32 protein-coding genes are annotated in these 16,925 nt (G+C 36.9%); all 32 read left to right on the forward strand.

Features of this window, described 5'->3' with window-relative positions:
* Positions 1-365 precede the first annotated feature (365 nt).
* The 32 genes from rpsJ to HW423_RS08785 all read left to right on the forward strand — a co-directional run bounded on the left by rpsJ (position 366) and on the right by HW423_RS08785 (position 16,916).
* Entirely contained in the window at positions 366-674 is a 309-nt protein-coding gene (rpsJ, locus tag HW423_RS08630; protein WP_138404402.1) for a 30S ribosomal protein S10, read from the forward strand.
* Positions 675-701: 27 nt separating this feature from the next.
* Entirely contained in the window at positions 702-1,334 is a 633-nt protein-coding gene (gene rplC, locus HW423_RS08635) for a 50S ribosomal protein L3 (protein WP_197103581.1), read from the forward strand.
* A 20-nt stretch (positions 1,335-1,354) separates the two neighbouring features.
* Entirely contained in the window at positions 1,355-1,978 is a 624-nt protein-coding gene (gene rplD, locus HW423_RS08640; RefSeq protein ID WP_138404400.1) for a 50S ribosomal protein L4, read from the forward strand.
* Positions 1,978-2,280 carry a 50S ribosomal protein L23 gene (rplW, locus tag HW423_RS08645; protein WP_138404399.1) on the forward strand — a complete coding sequence of 101 codons (303 nt, stop codon included), beginning with the start codon at positions 1,978-1,980 and terminating at the stop codon, positions 2,278-2,280. The genes rplD and rplW overlap by 1 nt, the downstream gene beginning before the upstream one ends.
* A gap of 33 nt (positions 2,281-2,313) precedes the next feature.
* Positions 2,314-3,144, forward strand: coding sequence for a 50S ribosomal protein L2 (rplB, locus tag HW423_RS08650; protein WP_218931532.1), 831 nt, complete (start codon positions 2,314-2,316; stop codon positions 3,142-3,144).
* A 37-nt stretch (positions 3,145-3,181) separates the two neighbouring features.
* Positions 3,182-3,463 (forward strand): 30S ribosomal protein S19, encoded by a 282-nt coding sequence (gene rpsS, locus HW423_RS08655; RefSeq protein WP_218931533.1) that lies wholly within the window; start codon positions 3,182-3,184, stop codon positions 3,461-3,463.
* Between the two features lie 17 nt (positions 3,464-3,480).
* Positions 3,481-3,837 carry a 50S ribosomal protein L22 gene (gene rplV, locus HW423_RS08660; protein WP_138404396.1) on the forward strand — a complete coding sequence of 119 codons (357 nt, stop codon included), beginning with the start codon at positions 3,481-3,483 and terminating at the stop codon, positions 3,835-3,837.
* 3 nt (positions 3,838-3,840) lie between these two features.
* Entirely contained in the window at positions 3,841-4,500 is a 660-nt protein-coding gene (gene rpsC / locus HW423_RS08665) for a 30S ribosomal protein S3 (protein ID WP_218931534.1), read from the forward strand.
* A gap of 2 nt (positions 4,501-4,502) precedes the next feature.
* On the forward strand, positions 4,503-4,937 hold the full coding sequence (gene rplP / locus HW423_RS08670) for a 50S ribosomal protein L16 (RefSeq protein WP_218931535.1): 435 nt from the start codon (positions 4,503-4,505) through the stop codon (positions 4,935-4,937).
* Entirely contained in the window at positions 4,927-5,121 is a 195-nt protein-coding gene (gene rpmC, locus HW423_RS08675; RefSeq protein ID WP_197103577.1) for a 50S ribosomal protein L29, read from the forward strand. The genes rplP and rpmC overlap by 11 nt, the downstream gene beginning before the upstream one ends.
* A 20-nt stretch (positions 5,122-5,141) precedes the next feature.
* Positions 5,142-5,408 carry a 30S ribosomal protein S17 gene (gene rpsQ, locus HW423_RS08680; protein WP_138404392.1) on the forward strand — a complete coding sequence of 89 codons (267 nt, stop codon included), beginning with the start codon at positions 5,142-5,144 and terminating at the stop codon, positions 5,406-5,408.
* Between the two features lie 34 nt (positions 5,409-5,442).
* Positions 5,443-5,811 carry a 50S ribosomal protein L14 gene (rplN, locus tag HW423_RS08685; protein ID WP_197103575.1) on the forward strand — a complete coding sequence of 123 codons (369 nt, stop codon included), beginning with the start codon at positions 5,443-5,445 and terminating at the stop codon, positions 5,809-5,811.
* A 26-nt stretch (positions 5,812-5,837) separates the two neighbouring features.
* Positions 5,838-6,140 (forward strand): 50S ribosomal protein L24, encoded by a 303-nt coding sequence (gene rplX / locus HW423_RS08690; protein WP_138404390.1) that lies wholly within the window; start codon positions 5,838-5,840, stop codon positions 6,138-6,140.
* 27 nt (positions 6,141-6,167) lie between these two features.
* Entirely contained in the window at positions 6,168-6,710 is a 543-nt protein-coding gene (gene rplE, locus HW423_RS08695; protein ID WP_218931536.1) for a 50S ribosomal protein L5, read from the forward strand.
* An 18-nt stretch (positions 6,711-6,728) separates the two neighbouring features.
* Positions 6,729-6,914 carry a type Z 30S ribosomal protein S14 gene (locus tag HW423_RS08700; protein ID WP_138404388.1) on the forward strand — a complete coding sequence of 62 codons (186 nt, stop codon included), beginning with the start codon at positions 6,729-6,731 and terminating at the stop codon, positions 6,912-6,914.
* A gap of 34 nt (positions 6,915-6,948) precedes the next feature.
* Entirely contained in the window at positions 6,949-7,347 is a 399-nt protein-coding gene (gene rpsH / locus HW423_RS08705; protein WP_138404387.1) for a 30S ribosomal protein S8, read from the forward strand.
* Between the two features lie 41 nt (positions 7,348-7,388).
* Positions 7,389-7,925, forward strand: coding sequence for a 50S ribosomal protein L6 (gene rplF, locus HW423_RS08710; protein WP_218931537.1), 537 nt, complete (start codon positions 7,389-7,391; stop codon positions 7,923-7,925).
* A gap of 27 nt (positions 7,926-7,952) precedes the next feature.
* Entirely contained in the window at positions 7,953-8,312 is a 360-nt protein-coding gene (gene rplR, locus HW423_RS08715; protein ID WP_197103569.1) for a 50S ribosomal protein L18, read from the forward strand.
* A gap of 21 nt (positions 8,313-8,333) precedes the next feature.
* Positions 8,334-8,837, forward strand: a complete 504-nt coding sequence (gene rpsE / locus HW423_RS08720) for a 30S ribosomal protein S5 (protein ID WP_138404384.1) — start codon at positions 8,334-8,336, stop codon at positions 8,835-8,837.
* 11 nt (positions 8,838-8,848) lie between these two features.
* Positions 8,849-9,028, forward strand: coding sequence for a 50S ribosomal protein L30 (rpmD, locus tag HW423_RS08725; RefSeq protein ID WP_138404383.1), 180 nt, complete (start codon positions 8,849-8,851; stop codon positions 9,026-9,028).
* A gap of 33 nt (positions 9,029-9,061) precedes the next feature.
* Entirely contained in the window at positions 9,062-9,502 is a 441-nt protein-coding gene (gene rplO, locus HW423_RS08730; RefSeq protein ID WP_138404382.1) for a 50S ribosomal protein L15, read from the forward strand.
* Positions 9,502-10,797 (forward strand): preprotein translocase subunit SecY, encoded by a 1,296-nt coding sequence (gene secY, locus HW423_RS08735; protein ID WP_138404381.1) that lies wholly within the window; start codon positions 9,502-9,504, stop codon positions 10,795-10,797. Before rplO ends, secY begins: the two co-directional genes overlap by 1 nt.
* 33 nt (positions 10,798-10,830) lie before the next feature.
* Positions 10,831-11,481 (forward strand): adenylate kinase, encoded by a 651-nt coding sequence (locus HW423_RS08740; RefSeq protein ID WP_218931538.1) that lies wholly within the window; start codon positions 10,831-10,833, stop codon positions 11,479-11,481.
* A gap of 45 nt (positions 11,482-11,526) precedes the next feature.
* Positions 11,527-11,745: a translation initiation factor IF-1 gene (infA, locus tag HW423_RS08745; RefSeq protein WP_138404379.1), complete on the forward strand. Its 219-nt coding sequence runs from the start codon at positions 11,527-11,529 to the stop codon at positions 11,743-11,745.
* A 32-nt stretch (positions 11,746-11,777) separates the two neighbouring features.
* A complete protein-coding gene (gene rpmJ / locus HW423_RS08750) occupies positions 11,778-11,891 on the forward strand; it encodes a 50S ribosomal protein L36 (RefSeq protein WP_124058139.1) in 114 nt (37 codons plus the stop codon).
* A 27-nt stretch (positions 11,892-11,918) separates the two neighbouring features.
* Positions 11,919-12,281: a 30S ribosomal protein S13 gene (gene rpsM, locus HW423_RS08755; RefSeq protein WP_138404378.1), complete on the forward strand. Its 363-nt coding sequence runs from the start codon at positions 11,919-11,921 to the stop codon at positions 12,279-12,281.
* Positions 12,282-12,308: 27 nt separating this feature from the next.
* A complete protein-coding gene (gene rpsK, locus HW423_RS08760; RefSeq protein WP_138404377.1) occupies positions 12,309-12,701 on the forward strand; it encodes a 30S ribosomal protein S11 in 393 nt (130 codons plus the stop codon).
* An 83-nt stretch (positions 12,702-12,784) separates the two neighbouring features.
* Entirely contained in the window at positions 12,785-13,729 is a 945-nt protein-coding gene (locus HW423_RS08765; protein WP_218931539.1) for a DNA-directed RNA polymerase subunit alpha, read from the forward strand.
* A 42-nt stretch (positions 13,730-13,771) separates the two neighbouring features.
* Positions 13,772-14,152 (forward strand): 50S ribosomal protein L17, encoded by a 381-nt coding sequence (gene rplQ / locus HW423_RS08770; protein WP_138404375.1) that lies wholly within the window; start codon positions 13,772-13,774, stop codon positions 14,150-14,152.
* A gap of 253 nt (positions 14,153-14,405) precedes the next feature.
* Positions 14,406-15,245 (forward strand): energy-coupling factor ABC transporter ATP-binding protein, encoded by an 840-nt coding sequence (locus HW423_RS08775; RefSeq protein ID WP_218931540.1) that lies wholly within the window; start codon positions 14,406-14,408, stop codon positions 15,243-15,245.
* Positions 15,215-16,117: an energy-coupling factor ABC transporter ATP-binding protein gene (locus HW423_RS08780; protein WP_218931541.1), complete on the forward strand. Its 903-nt coding sequence runs from the start codon at positions 15,215-15,217 to the stop codon at positions 16,115-16,117. Before HW423_RS08775 ends, HW423_RS08780 begins: the two co-directional genes overlap by 31 nt.
* Entirely contained in the window at positions 16,110-16,916 is an 807-nt protein-coding gene (locus tag HW423_RS08785; protein ID WP_218931542.1) for an energy-coupling factor transporter transmembrane component T family protein, read from the forward strand. Before HW423_RS08780 ends, HW423_RS08785 begins: the two co-directional genes overlap by 8 nt.
* Positions 16,917-16,925 lie beyond the last annotated feature (9 nt).

Below are 16,925 nucleotides of genomic sequence, written 5' to 3' on the forward strand. Positions count from 1 at the left end.
AAAATAAGTAATAATAAATAAATATAAAAAAAGATTTCCATCTGCCAGGATTTTCCATTAAAATGTTACAAAGCTTAAATAGAGACACAAAAACACGTATATATAATAGAAAGAAATATTATTTTGAAGTTTTTTAAAAAAAATGCGAAAAAAGCTTGCTTCTAAGTGATGTGTTCGTTATAATATTCGTTGTGTCATAAGTAGATTTATTTCTACTGAACGTAACACAGCCCCCTATATTGTGAGGTGGGCGAGCTATGAAGCGAGAGGTTGCGACACGCTAGGCTGAGTTGCCAATGGCCAGTGTAGTCGGTAATTCTTGCGGAGCAAGTCAATTTAACAAATTTGACGGAGGAGGAAAAACAATGGCAAACCAAAAAATTCGTATTCGTCTGAAAGCTTATGAGCATCGTGCTCTTGATGTATCAGCGAACAAAATCGTAGAATCTGCACAAAGAACTGGAGCACAAACTGTAGGGCCAATCCCATTACCAACAGAACGTTCGGTATATACAGTTATCCGTTCACCGCATAAATATAAAGATTCACGTGAGCAATTTGAGATGCGCACACACAAACGTTTAATCGATATCGTTAACCCAACTGCTAAAACAGTTGATGCATTAATGAAATTAGATTTACCAAGTGGTGTAGACGTAGAAATTAAGTTATAAAATAAAAATTAAAATGGAGGTGTACTCATGACCAAAGGAATCTTAGGAACAAAAGTAGGAATGACGCAATTCTTTACGGAGAATGGTGAGTTAATCCCTGTAACAGTAGTGGAAGCTCAACCAAACGTTGTATTACAAGTGAAATCAAATGAAACAGATGGATATGAATCTGTACAATTAGGTTTCCAAGACAAACGTGAAGTATTAGCAACAAAACCTCATAAAGGTCATGTAGCGAAAGCAAACGCTACTCCTAAGCGCTTCATTCGCGAATTTCGTGATGTCGAGCTAGGAGAATATGAAGTTGGGCAAGAAATCACTGTAGAAACATTCGCAGTCGGAGACATCATCGATGTAACAGGAACATCTAAAGGTAAAGGTTTCCAAGGGGTTATTAAACGTCACGGCCAAGCTCGTGGACCAATGGCTCACGGATCTCGTTTCCACCGTCGCCCAGGTGCGATGGCAATGGCAGCTTCACCATCACGTGTTTTAAAAGGTAAAAAATTACCTGGACAAACTGGTAGTGAACAAGTGACGATTCAAAACTTAGAAATCGTTGCAGTAAATCCTGAAGATAACGTTATCTTAATTAAAGGTAATGTACCAGGTGCTAAAAAATCTTTAGTACAAATTAAAAAAGCAGTTAAATCTAACTAATTAAGAGGGGAGGAACGAGAATGACAAAAGTTACTTTATTTAAACAAGACGGATCGCAAGCTGGAGAAGTTGAGTTAAACGAATCGATCTTCGGTATCGAACCAAACGAAAGTGTTATGTTCGATGCAGTAATCATGCAACGTGCATCATTACGTCAAGGTACACACGCAGTTAAAAACCGTAACGCAGTTCGCGGTGGTGGACGTAAACCTTGGAGACAAAAAGGAACAGGTCGTGCACGTCAAGGATCTATCCGCTCACCACAATGGGTTGGGGGAGGAGTTGTCTTTGGTCCGACACCTCGTTCATACAGTTACAAATTACCAAGAAAAGTACGTCGTTTAGCAATTTTATCAGCATTATCACAAAAAGTTGTTGAAGATAAATTTGTAGTTGTTGATGGATTAAGCTTAGATGCACCAAAAACAAAAGACCTTAAAGGTATTTTATCTAACTTAAACTTAGACACTAAAACATTAATCGTTTTAGAAAATAACAACGATAACGCATACTTATCAGCTCGTAACATCGATAACGTTAAAGTTATTGACGAGAACAACATCAACGTATTAGACGTTGTTAACTATGACAAAGTATTAATCACTCAAGCAGCATTATCAACAGTAGAGGAGGCATTAGCATAATGGAATTTTCAGAAGTAATCCTACGTCCAGTAATTACTGAGCAATCTATGTATAACATTGACGATAACAAATACACTTTTGAAGTAGATCGTCGTGCTAACAAAAACCTTATTAAACAAGCTGTTGAAGCTATGTTTGAAGGCGTTAAAGTAGAGAAAGTAAATACTATCAACGTTGAAGGAAAAGCAAAACGTATGGGTCGTTACCAAGGATTCACACGTAAATACAAAAAAGCAATCATCACATTAAAAGCTGATTCAGCTAACATCGAATTATTCGAAACAGAAGAAGACGAAGAATAATTCACAAAATAAGATAAGTAGGAGGGAATTCGAGTGGCAATTAAACACTACAAACCGATAACTAACGGTCGTCGTAATATGACTGGTTATGACTTCTCAGAGATTACAACAAAAACTCCTGAAAAATCATTATTAGAATCGAAAAAACAAAGAGCTGGCCGTAATAGCCAAGGTAAAATCACAGTTCGTCACAACGGTGGTGGACACAAACGTGCTTACCGTGTTATCGACTTTAAACGTAACAAAGACAACGTTGTCGGAACAGTTAAAACTATCGAATATGATCCAAACCGTAGCGCGAATATCGCATTAATTAACTACGAAGATGGAATTAAAACATATATCATCGCACCAAAAGGACTTAAAGTAGGTCAAAAGATTGAATCAGGTGCTGAAGCAGATATCAAAGTAGGGAACGCATTACCGTTAATCAACATCCCAGTTGGTACTGTAATTCACAATATTGAGTTAAAACCAGGTAAAGGTGGACAATTAGTTCGTTCTGCTGGTACAAGCGCACAAGTATTAGGACATGAAGGTAAATATACATTAGTACGTTTAGCTTCAGGTGAAGTTCGTATGATCTTATCAACTTGCCGTGCAACAATCGGAACTGTTGGTAACGAGCAACACGAATTAATTAACATTGGTAAAGCAGGTCGTAAACGTTGGTTATCTAAACGTCCAACTGTTCGTGGATCTGTAATGAACCCTAACGATCACCCGCACGGTGGTGGTGAAGGACGCGCTCCAATCGGACGTCCAAGTCCAATGTCACCTTGGGGTAAAAAGACTCTTGGTCTTAAAACTCGTAATGCTAAGAAGAAATCAAGTAAATTAATCGTTCGTGGACGTAAGAAATAATCGTATATAGATTAAATTTCCGAAGGGAGGCTACACTGTGAGTCGTAGTTTGAAAAAAGGGCCATTTGTTGATGCACACTTAATGAAGAAAGTAGAAGCTCAAGAAGATGCTCAGAAAAAACAAGTTATTAAAACATGGTCGCGTCGTTCAACAATCTTCCCAAACTTCATTGGGTTAACAATTGCAGTATATGATGGACGTAAACATGTCCCAGTATACATCCAAGAAGATATGGTAGGACACAAATTGGGCGAATTCGCACCAACTCGTACATATAAAGGTCATGCAAATGACGATAAAAAAACAGGAAGACGTTAATAAAGGAGGGAAATTAGATGTCAGAACAAATTACATCTGCAACAGCAACAGCAAAAACAATCCGCATTGCCCCTCGTAAAGTTCGTCTAGTAACTGATTTAATTAGAGGAAAAAGCATAGGTGAAGCAATTTCTATTCTGAAATTCACACCAAGATCAGCATCACCTGCTGTCGAAAAAGTGTTAATGTCAGCTATTGCTAACGCGGAACACAACTATGATTTAGATTTAGAAAACTTATTCGTAAGTGAAGCTTTTGTTAACGAAGGACCAACTATGAAACGTTTCCGTCCTCGTGCTAAAGGATCAGCTTCACCAATCAATAAAAGAACAAGCCACATCACAATTGTGGTATCAGAGAAAGAGGAGGCATAATACATGGGTCAAAAAGTACATCCAATAGGTATGCGTGTTGGCGTAATCCGTGATTGGGATGCTAAATGGTATGCTGATAAAAAGTATGCCGACTTCCTACATGAAGATTTACGCATTCGTGAGTACATCTACGGTAAACTTTCAGACGCTTCAATTTCAACAATTCAAATTGAACGTGCTGCTAACCGTGTAATTATTTCAGTTCATACTGCTAAACCAGGAATGGTTATTGGTAAAGGTGGATCTGAAGTTGATGCACTACGTGCACAGTTAAATAAATTAACTGGTAAAAAAGTACACATCAATATTGTGGAAATTAAACAAGCAAACTTAGACGCAAAATTAGTAGCAGAAGATATTGCTCGTCAATTAGAAAACCGTGTTGCATTCCGTCGTGCTCAAAAGCAAGCTATCCAACGTGTTATGCGTGCTGGGGCACAAGGAGTTAAAACACAAGTATCTGGTCGTTTAAACGGTGCTGATATGGCACGTACTGAACACTACAGTGAAGGTACAGTTCCATTACATACACTTCGCTCAGATATCGACTACGCTTGGGAAGAAGCAGACACTACATACGGTAAACTTGGAGTTAAAGTATGGATTTGTCGTGGAGAAATCCTTCCTGAAGTAAATGAAAACAACCAGAGAGGAGGAAATTAATCATGTTAGTACCTAAACGTGTAAAACACCGTCGTGAATTCCGTGGTAAAATGCGCGGAGAAGCTAAAGGTGGAAAAAACATCGACTTCGGAACATACGGATTAAGAGCCGTTGAATCTAAATGGATCACAAACCGTCAAATCGAAGCAGCTCGTATAGCTATGACTCGTTATATGAAACGTGGTGGGAAAGTATGGATTAAAATCTTCCCTCACAAATCATACACATCTAAACCAATCGGTGTTCGTATGGGATCTGGTAAAGGTGCACCTGAAGGTTGGGTAGCTCCAGTTAAACGTGGTAAAATCTTGTTTGAAATCGATGGGGTTCCAGAAGAAGTAGCTCGTGAGGCTTTCCGTCTTGCATCAAACAAATTACCTATCAAAACAAAATTCGTAAAACGTGAAGAATATGGTGGTGAATCGAATGCAAATTAAAGAAATTAGAGAATTATCCACTGCTGATATGGTTAACAAAGAAAAAGAATATAAAAAAGAATTATTCAATCTTCGATTCCAATTGGCAACAGGACAATTAGAAAACACTGCCCGTTTACGTCAAGTACGTAAAACAATCGCTCGTATTAAAACTGTCTTACGTGAACAAGAACTGACTAAATAATAAAAGGAGGCAGATGTTAAATGACTGAAGAACGTAACAAACGTAAAGTTTATCGTGGTCGTGTCGTTTCAGACAAAGGAGACAAAACAATCTCTGTTGTCGTTGAAACTCGTGTAGTACACCCTAAATACGGTAAACGTGTTAAATATTCAAAAAAATATACAGCACATGATGAAAATAACAGCGCAAAAGAAGGCGACATCGTCCGCATTATGGAAACTCGTCCATTATCTAAAACGAAACGCTTCCGTTTATTAGATATCGTTGAAGAAGCTGTAATTATCTAATACATAAAGAAGAAATCGGAAGGAGGACATCGGAATGATTCAACAAGAAAGTCGATTAAAAGTTGCCGATAACTCTGGTGCACGTGAAGTATTAACTATTAAAGTACTAGGTGGATCAGGTCGTAAAACAGCTAACATTGGTGATGTAATTGTTGCAACAGTTAAACATGCAACACCAGGTGGAGTTGTCAAAAAAGGTGACGTAGTAAAAGCAGTAATCGTACGCACAAAAACAGGAGCTCGCCGTAATGATGGGTCTTATATAAAATTTGACGAAAATGCATGTGTCATTATTCGTGATGATAAGACACCTCGTGGAACACGTATTTTTGGACCAGTTGCACGTGAATTACGTGACAACAACTTCATGCGTATCGTATCATTAGCTCCAGAAGTTCTTTAATCCAATTACGAAGGAGGAAACAATTCATGCGCATTAAATCAGGAGATACAGTAAAAATTATTGCTGGTAAAGATAAAGGCGAAACAGGAACAGTTCTTAAAACTTTACCTAAGCAAGATAAAGTGATCGTTGAAGGATTAAACATCCATAAACGTCACCAAAAACCTACTCAAATGGCGACAGGCGGAATCGAAGAATTCCCTGCTCCAATTCATGTATCAAACGTAAAATTAGTAGATTCTAACGGAGAAGCAACACGCGTTGGTTACCGTTTTGAAGATGGTAAAAAAGTACGTTTCTCTAAAAAATCAGATACAACACTTAACTAATCATTTTGGGAAGGAGGACAAAGTTTAATGGAAAGCCGTTTAAAACAAAGATATAATAACGAAATCACTAGCAAATTAGTTGAACAATTTAACTACTCTTCTGTTATGGAAGTACCAAAAATAGATAAAATTGTTGTTAACATGGGTGTTGGTGATGCAGTTTCAAATGCTAAAAACTTAGATAAAGCAGTTGCAGAATTAACATTATTAACTGGACAAAAACCAGTTATTACTAAAGCTAAGAAATCAATTGCAGGTTTCCGTCTACGTGAGGGAATGCCGATTGGAGCTAAAGTTACTTTACGTGGACAAAGAATGTATGACTTCTTAGACAAATTGATCACAGTATCATTACCACGTGTACGTGACTTCCAAGGTGTCTCAAACAAAGCCTTTGATGGTCGAGGAAACTACACTTTAGGTGTTAAAGAACAATTAATTTTCCCAGAAATTAACTATGATAACGTAGATAAAGTTCGTGGAATGGATATAGTAATCGTAACAACAGCAAACACTGACGAAGAATCACATGCCTTACTTAAAGAGTTAGGTATGCCGTTTAAAAAATAATAAAGGAGGCGAATCGTATTGGCTAAAAAATCAATGGTAGAAAAAAATCAACGTACACCAAAATATAAAGTAAGAGAATACACACGTTGTGAACGTTGTGGACGTCCGCATTCAGTTTACCGTAAGTTCAAACTTTGCCGTATTTGCTTCCGTGAACTTGCTTATAAAGGACAAATTCCTGGCGTTAAGAAAGCAAGCTGGTAATTCAAATACTTTTAAACTAAGGAGGTAAATACACATGGTAATGACAGATCCAATTGCAGATTTTCTAACAAGAATTCGTAATGCAAATGCACAAAAACATACATCTGTAACAGCACCATCTTCTAATACTAAAGTGGCAATTGCTGAAATCTTAAAAAACGAAGGTTTCATTAAAGGTTATGAAGTAACTGAAGATAACAAACAAAATGTAATTAAATTAAACTTAAAATACGGACGTAATAACGAAAAAGTTATTACAGGTCTAAAACGTATTTCTAAACCAGGTTTACGTGTTTACGCTAAATCTGAAGATATTCCTAAAGTTTTAAATGGCTTAGGAATCGCAATCGTCTCAACTTCTCGTGGCTTAGTAACTGATAAAGTTGCAAGAAATGAAAAAATCGGTGGAGAAATTTTAGCATACGTTTGGTAATTTGTAGATAAATATTATAAAATATAAGGAGGTGCGGTACTGTGAGTCGTATAGGTAAAAAACCTGTAGTAATTCCATCAGGAGTTACCGTAGAACTAAATGGTACTACAGCAACTGTTAAAGGCCCAAAAGGCGAATTAACTCGTGAACTATCGCCAGCAATTTCATTAGAAATCGCGGATAACGAAATCACTTTCACTCGTCCAAATGACAATAAAGCTAACCGCTCAATCCATGGTACAACTCGTTCATTAATTGCTAACATGATCGAAGGTGTGTCTACAGGATTTAAAAAAGAATTAGAATTAATCGGTGTAGGTTATCGTGCACAAAAACAAGGTAACAAACTTACATTAAATGTTGGTTTATCACACCCAGTTGAATTCGAAGCGAGCGAAGGTGTTGATTTTGAAGTTCCTTCAAACACACAAATCATCGTTCAAGGATTCAACAAAGAAAAAGTTGGAGAATTAGCGGCAAACATTCGTGCAGTTCGTCCACCAGAGCCATATAAAGGTAAAGGAATTCGCTATGTTGGTGAATTTGTTCGCCGTAAAGAAGGTAAAACTGGTAAATAATAAATAAAAAATTAAAGAGGTGACAAAATGATTTCAAAACCAGAAAGAAATAAATTACGTAAAAAAAGACATTTACGTATCCGTAATAGAATCTCTGGTACTGCAGAGTGCCCACGCTTAAGTGTATTCCGTTCGAATACTAACATCTACGCTCAATTAATTGATGACGTAGCGGGTGTGACGCTAGTCAGTGCCTCTTCACAAGACGAAGAAGTTAAATCAAATGGAACAAAAGTCGAACAAGCTGCATCAGTTGGTAAATTAGTTGCTGAACGCGCAACAGCTGCTGGACATAAAACAGTAGTATTTGACCGTGGTGGATATGTATATCACGGACGTGTTCAAGCATTAGCTGAAGCTGCTCGTGAAAACGGCTTAGAATTTTAATAGAAAGGGGAACATTGTTTAATGGAATTTATTAATCCAGAAACATTAGGCGAAATTGAAGATCGCGTAGTTGCGATTAACCGCGTAACTAAAGTTGTTAAAGGTGGACGCCGTCTACGTTTCTCTGCTTTAGTAGTTGTTGGTGATAAGAATGGTCACGTTGGTTTTGCTACAGGTAAAGCTCAAGAAGTACCAGAAGCAATCCGTAAAGGTATCGAAAATGCTAAGAAAAACATGATTAAAGTCCCTACATCAGGAACAACTATTCCACATGAAATCGTTGGTGAATTCTGTGGAGGACAAGTATTACTTAAACCTGCAACAGCCGGTTCTGGGGTTGCCGCTGGTGGACCAGTCCGTGCCGTTATTGAATTAGCTGGTATTGCTGACGTAACAAGTAAATCACTTGGATCAAATACACCAATTAACATGATTTCTGCAACTGTTGAAGGTCTAAAAAATCTTAAAGAAGCCGATGAAGTTGCTGCATTACGTGGCAAATCAGTCGAAGAACTTTTAGGTTAGGAGGACATTCAATGGCCAACTTAGAAATCACATTAAAACGTAGCTTTATTGGACGTAAACAAAACCAAATTCAAACAGCTAAAGCGTTAGGCTTAACAAAACTTAACAAGAGTGTTGTGAAACCTGACAATGAATCTGTTCGTGGAATGGTTCGTACAATAAGCCATTTAGTAGAAGTCAAAGAAGCTTAAGTATAAAATCTAATATAAGGAGGTGCCGAAGGAATGAAACTTCATACATTACAACCTGCTGAAGGATCACGCAAATTACGTAACCGTGTTGGGCGTGGACAAGGTTCAGGGAACGGAAAAACAGCTGGTCGTGGACAAAAAGGTCAAAAAGCACGTTCAGGCGGTGGAGTACGTTTAGGATTTGAAGGTGGACAACAACCTTTATTCCGTCGTTTACCAAAACGTGGTTTCACTAACATCAATCGTAAAGATTATGCTGTAGTGAACTTAGAAACATTAAACCGTTTTGAAGATGGCACAACAGTTACACCAGCTTTATTAATTGAATCTGGCGTTGTGAAAAACGAATTATCAGGAATTAAAATTTTAGGTGATGGTAACTTAGAGAAAAAATTAACAGTTCAAGCTGCTAAATTCTCTAAATCTGCAGAAGAAGCTATCACTGGTGCTGGTGGATCGATTGAGGTGATTTAATGTTTTCCTTCTTGAAAAATGCATTCGCTGTTAGAGATATCCGACGTAGAATTTTATTCACTCTGTTTATCTTCGCAGTATTCCGTTTAGGGTCTCATATCCCAGTACCAGGTGTTAACGCTGGTGCTTTACAATCATTAAGCAATACTGGGGTATTAGGTTTATTGAATACTTTTGGTGGGGGTGCACTTCAAAGATATTCTATCTTTGCGATGGGTGTATCGCCATACATTACTGCATCAATCATTATGCAATTATTGCAAATGGACTTAGTTCCTAAGTTTACCGAGTGGGCCAAACAAGGTGAAGTCGGTAGACGTAAGCTTAATCAAGCTACTACTTACACTGCAATAGTTTTAGGCTTTATCCAATCTTTAGGATTATCATTTGGGTTTAACCAGTTATCTGGTTTAGGTTTAATTAATAACCCTACAATGGCAACTTATCTAACAATTGCTTTAATCTTAACGGCTGGAACAATGTTCTTAGTTTGGTTAGGTGAGCAAATCACGCGTAATGGTGTCGGAAACGGAGTATCTATGTTGATCTTCGCCGGTATTGTTGCAGAAGTGCCAAAAGATTTTTATGGATTTTTCCAATCATCTATATCAGGTGTGACAGGTAATGAACTGACCCAAAATTTACTGATTTTATTAGCCATCGTACTAGTAATCATCGTAAGTATTGTTATTGTTGTTCTAATGGAAAGAGCTCAAAGACGTATTCCAATTCATCACTCTAAGAAAGCAACTGGTGCCCGACATACAGCGCACTTACCATTAAAGATTAACTCTGCTGGTGTTATTCCTGTAATTTTCGCAACGTCGTTTATTACAACACCACAAACAATCTTTTCTTTCTTAAGTACTGACAACGCAGGTCCAGTGATGCAGTTTTTCGGAAACTTGTTTAACTTACAACATCCATTAGGAGCAGTATTCTATACTGTATTACTTATTGCCTTTACTTATTTCTATTCATTAGTACAGGTTAACCCTGAGAAAGTAGCAGAAAATTTACAGAAACAAGGCGCTTATATACCAAGTGTACGTCCTGGTAATGATACCGAGACATTTATTACACAATTAATTAATCGCTTAAGTGGGGTCGGCGCATTATATCTAACATTAATCGCCGTATTACCGATCGTTGCTGGATTTATCTGGGAAATACCAATGAATATTTCATTAAGTGGAACAAGTATTTTAATTGTTGTAGGTGTTGCTATAGAAACAACTAAACAAATCGAAGGTAGAATGGTTAAACGTCGCTATAAAGGATTTCTTTATCAATAGTTCATCGATATTAAATAAGTAAGGACGATTTATATGAATATTTTATTAATGGGCCTTCCCGGAGCAGGGAAAGGAACACAAAGTGAACATATCTCCACAGATTATTCAATGGTACATATTGCAACAGGGGATATCTTCCGTGAAGCAATTAAGAATGAAACGAAATTGGGACTAAAAGCTAAATCATATACAGATGCTGGTAATCTTGTGCCGGATGATGTTACGAACAACTTAGTTCGTGAACGTTTATCACAATCAGATGTACAAGCAGATGGGTTTATGCTAGACGGGTACCCAAGAACGCTTCAACAAGCACATGCACTAGAAGAGAATTTAAAAGATATGAATTCTGATATTGACGCTGTTATTTATATCGATGTTGATTCAGATGTCCTTGAAAAACGTCTAAGCGGTAGAATTATTTGTCGTGATTGTGGAGCTACGTATCATAAAGTATACAATCCACCTTCAGTTGATGGTGTTTGTGATAACTGTGGTTCTCATGACTTCTATCAACGTGAAGACGACAAGCCAGAAAAAGTTAGACATCGTATTAACTTACAGATGGAATCAATTAAACCGATCTTAGAATTCTACGATGATAAAAACATACTACACCGCATTAGTGGTGAAAATCCGATTGAAGTAGTTTATCGTGAGATACGTAATATTCTTGGAGAATAGATACCAAAGCATTTCACTAACTGGTAAAAAAAGGAGGAAGTATTAATGGCTAAAGATGATGTTATTGAAGTAGAAGGAATTATTTTAGAAACCTTGCCAAATGCAATGTTCAAAGTTGAATTAGAAAATGGCCACGAAATTTTAGCTCATGTTTCAGGTAAAATTCGTATGAACTATATCCGTATTTTGCCAGGAGATAAAGTAACAGTTGAAATGTCTCCTTATGATTTGACAAAAGGTCGAATTACATATCGCTTTAAATAGTCGATGGTTAAGAAGTTTAAGGAGGGAAAATGATGAAAGTTAGAGCATCAGTAAAACCAATTTGTGAGAAGTGCAAAGTTATCCGCCGTAATGGTAAAGTAATGGTAATTTGCGAAAATCCAAAACACAAACAACGTCAAGGTTAATTTTAAGAAAAAGGAGGAAACTAGTCTATGGCTCGTATAGCAGGAGTTGATATTCCACGTGACAAACGTATTGTTATTTCATTAACATATATCTTTGGAATCGGGAACACTACAGCAAAACAAATCTGTGCAGATGCTAATGTATCTGAAAACACTCGCGTACAAGATTTATCTAACGATGAATTAGACCGTTTACGTTCTATTGTTGACGGAATCAAAGTTGAAGGTGATTTACGTCGTGAAGTAAGTTTAGACATCAAACGTTTACAAGAAATCGGATCATACCGTGGTAACCGTCACCGTCGTAACTTACCAGTTCGCGGACAAAACACTAAAAACAACGCACGTACCCGTAAAGGTCCTAAAAAAGCAGTTCAAGGTAAGAAATAATTAATTTAAAAGGGAGGTTAAGACTTCATGGCAAAAAGACAACAAGCTCGTAGACGTCGTCGCGACAGAAAAAATATTGAACGTGGAATCGCACATATTCGTTCAACATTCAATAATACAATCGTTATGATTACAGACGAGAATGGTAACGCACTTTCTTGGTCATCAGCAGGATCATTAGGATTCCGTGGATCAAAAAAATCTACTCCATTTGCTGCTCAAATGGCATCAGAAGTTGCTGCTAAAGGCGCAATGGAACATGGTATGAAATCTGTAGAGGTTGCAGTTAAAGGACCAGGATCTGGTCGTGAATCAGCAATCCGTTCATTACAAGCAGCTGGTTTAGAGGTTTCAGCAATTCGTGACGTAACCCCAATCCCACATAACGGTGCTCGTCCACCAAAACGTCGTCGTGTTTAATGATAATTCCTATATTTAAAAACTTTTAATGTTGCTACAAAATTATCATTGAGACATAACGTATTGAAAGGGGAAAATTACTAATGATCGAGATTGAAAAACCAGAGATTACAACGGTTGAAGTCAGTGAAGATGAAAAATTTGGCAAGATCGTGATTGAACCATTAGAACGTGGATATGGAACAACTCTTGGAAACTCATTACGTCGTATTCTGCTATCTTCATTACCAGGTGCAGCAGTAACTAATATTCAAATTGATGGTGTACTTCATGAGTTCGCTACAGTCGATGGTGTAGTGGAAGATGTTCCTACGATCATTTTAAACTTGAAGAAGTTAGCCCTTAAATTGCACACGGAAGAAAGCAAAGTAATTGAATTAAATGTTGCGGGTCCAAAAACAGTAACAGCTGCTGACATTATTCATGATAATGATGTACAAATTTTAAATCCAGATTTACATATTTGTACCTTAGCCGAAGATGCAGAATTGAACATGCGTATTAGCGTGTCCAACGGTCGAGGTTATGCACGTAGCGAATACAATAAGAGTGATGATATGCCAATTGGTGTATTACCAATCGATTCAATATATACACCAATTGAAAAAGTGAATTATCAAGTTGAAAATACACGTATTGGTCAAAAGAATATATTTGATAAATTGACTTTAGACATTTGGACAGACGGATCAATTAGTCCAGAAAAATCTTTAAGTTTAGCTGCAAAAATATTGACTGAACATTTAAATATATTTGTTAACTTAAACGATGAAGCACGCGAAGCTGAAATTATGGTTGAAAAAGAAGAAGCAGAAAAAGAAAAAGTTCTTATCATGACAATTGAAGAATTAGACTTATCTGTTCGATCTTACAACTGCTTGAAACGTGCTGGAATTAATACAATTCAAGAACTTACAAATAAAACTGAAGCTGAAATGATGAAAGTTCGTAACTTAGGACGTAAATCATTATCAGAAGTTAAAGGCAAATTAGATGATCTAGGCCTAAGTCTGAAAGACGACGAATAATAGATCATTAGGGTTTATTTTACAAGAAATGGAGGAATCTTAATGGCATACCGTAAATTAGGACGTACAAGTACACAACGTAAAGCATTACTACGTGATTTAACGACTGATGTAATTATCAACGAACGTATCGAAACAACAGAAGCTCGTGCTAAAGAAGTTCGTAAAACTGTTGAAAAAATGATTACATTAGGTAAGAAAGGTGACTTAGCTTCTCGTCGTAAGGCAGCTTCATTCTTACGCCGCGAATTAGCTGATGCTCGTATTGAAGATGACGAAGTAATTATTGAATCAGTATTAGATCGTTTATTCGATAATTATGCTAACCGTTATGAAAACCGTAATGGAGGTTATACTCGTATCCTTAAAAAAGGACCACGACGTGGTGACGCTGCTCCAATGGTAATCTTAGAGTTAGTTTAATAATTTAATAAGAACCAAAAGTTTAGTCACTTAATGATGGAGAGTGTTATGATCAATAATTTGGTCTAGCTCTAATGCACAAGCAATGTTTATTGCTTAGATTGGAGGGGATTTTCTCCTCCAATCCATGTGCTTCTATCGTAAGTGCTTTTTTTATAGTTAAGTATATGATTGTTTTGAGAAAAGAATCGAATTAAATGGTATATTTACCTATGAAAAAATCAGAAAGATGTGTCGCGAAAGGAAGATAATAATGAAAAGTCCTATCATCAAGTTAAAAGATATATCATTTCAATATCAAGGCGTAGAGTCTTTTGCTTTGACGAATGTTAATCTGACCATCAATAAAGGGGAATGGGTTGCATTAATCGGTCCCAACGGATCAGGGAAGTCAACTTTAGCAAAAATTATGAACGGTCTTTTGGTGCCTGAAAGTGGAAAAGTATTTATCAATGGAAAATTACTAGATGAAGAAACCGTTTGGGAAGCTAGAAGATCTGTCGGAATGGTCTTTCAAAATCCTGATAACCAATTTGTTGGGGCAACGGTTGAAGACGATGTTGCTTTTGGTTTAGAAAACAATGGAGTTGAACGTCTAGAGATGATTCAACGTGTTAATGAAGCACTTCAACAAGTTAGAATGTCTGACCATAAACAGAAAGAACCCGCTCGTTTATCTGGTGGGCAAAAACAAAGAGTGGCACTTGCAAGCGTCATTGCTTTACGACCAGATGTAATTTTACTAGACGAAGCAACCGCGATGTTAGATCCTTTGGGTCGCGAAGAAGTGATTGAAGCAATTGAGAAAGTAAAAGAACAACATGATTTAACTGTTATCTCTATTACACATGATATCGATGAAGCTTCCAAAGCAGATCGAATTATTGTGATGAAAGATGGCGAAAAGAAAAGTGAAGGTGTTCCTGCCGATATCTTTAATTTAGGTAAAGGTCTCATTGATATGGGACTAGATTTGCCATTCACACAGAAGTTGAAACATGCTTTAATGGAGCGTGGAATAGATATACCGGATGAATATTTGGATGAGGAGGCTTTATTACAATGGATAATCCAATCGTATTTAACAATGTAGATCATATTTATAATGCGGGTAGTCCGTTTGCCGTTTCTGCATTAAAAAATGTGAACTTAAGTATTCCTAAAGGAAAGATTACTGCCATTATCGGACATACTGGCTCAGGAAAATCAACACTTATCCAACATCTAAACGTGTTGTTACGACCAACGCATGGTACTGTAAAGATTAATGATGTAGAAATTACTTCTGATTCTAAAAATAAAAATTTAAAAGCACTGAGAAAACAAGTCAGTGTCGTGTTTCAATTTCCAGAGTCTCAGTTATTTGAAGAAACCGTCTTAAAAGATGTCATGTTTGGACCTTTAAACTTTGGTGTTTCCGAAGAAGAAGCTGAACGCATTGCGCGTGAGAAACTATCTTTAGTCGGTTTACCTGAGAATCTTTACGACCGATCTCCGTTTGACTTGAGTGGAGGTCAAATGAGACGTGTCGCTATTGCTGGTGTTTTAGCCTTGGAACCAAGCGTTCTCGTTCTTGATGAACCGACAGCTGGTTTAGATCCAGCGGGTCAGAAGTACATGCTTGAGATGTTTGTTAATTTACATCGCGAACAAAACTTAACACTCGTTTTAGTAACACATCAAATGGAAGATGTGGCTTTATATGCGGATAATGTCATTGTGATGGAGAACGGAACAGTGGTTAAGACAGGAGAACCATTAGAAATTTTTAAAGATGAGGATAAACTAGAAACATTACAATTATCTCTACCTCATTCGTTACAGTTTTTTAAAGATATTGATACTCAGTTAGAAACAACTTATATAAAAGAGACTCAACCGATTACAGTAGAGCAACTAGCAGATGAGATTGTAAAAATTAAGCAATCTCGTGCTCTAAAGAGTGAGGTGTCAGAAAATGTTTGATAAATTACTTTTAGGCCGCTATTTGCAAGGTAATTCAATAATTCATGAATTAGATCCTCGCACTAAGTTATTAGGTAGTTTCTTTTTCATTGTGATTGTTTTTTTAGCAAATCATTGGCTAGCTTACTTACTCCTTGCAGCATTTGTATTTATTGTCATCAAATTAAGTAATATTTCTATATCTTACTTTTTACGTGGAATTCGACCAATGTTGTGGATTATTATGTTCACCGTTATATTTCAGATGTTATTTACTGTTGGAGGAACGGTTTATTTCCAATTAGGTCCGATAACAATTACATCTTTAGGGGTAATCAATGCGATTTATATCTTTATGCGATTAGTCTTAATTATTATGATGTCAACCATCTTAACTCTTACAACAGCACCATTAGAATTAACAGATGGTATTGAACACTTATTAAGACCGTTGTCTCGTTTAGGTTTTCCTTCACACGAAGTGGCGTTAATGCTTTCCATTGCTTTACGTTATGTTCCTACTTTGATGGATGAAGCGCAAAAGATTATGAATGCTCAAAGAGCTCGAGGTGTAGAATTCGATGAAGGTAGTTTCGTTGACCGTGTTAAGGCTATGGTACCCATCTTAATTCCACTGTTCGTTAGTGCATTTAACCGGGCTGATGAGATGGCGATTGCCATGGAAGCTCGAGGTTATCGAGGTGGAGAAGGTCGGACAAAATATAGACAATTAAAATACTCAAAAATAGATGCTTATGCACTCTTAACTCTATTATTAGTAACAGCGGCGTTAATTGCGATTCGAATATTTATTGGATAATTTGTAATT

The organism is Ruoffia halotolerans (genome assembly GCF_014049385.1).
In the GTDB taxonomy this organism is placed as follows: domain Bacteria; phylum Bacillota; class Bacilli; order Lactobacillales; family Aerococcaceae; genus Ruoffia; species Ruoffia halotolerans.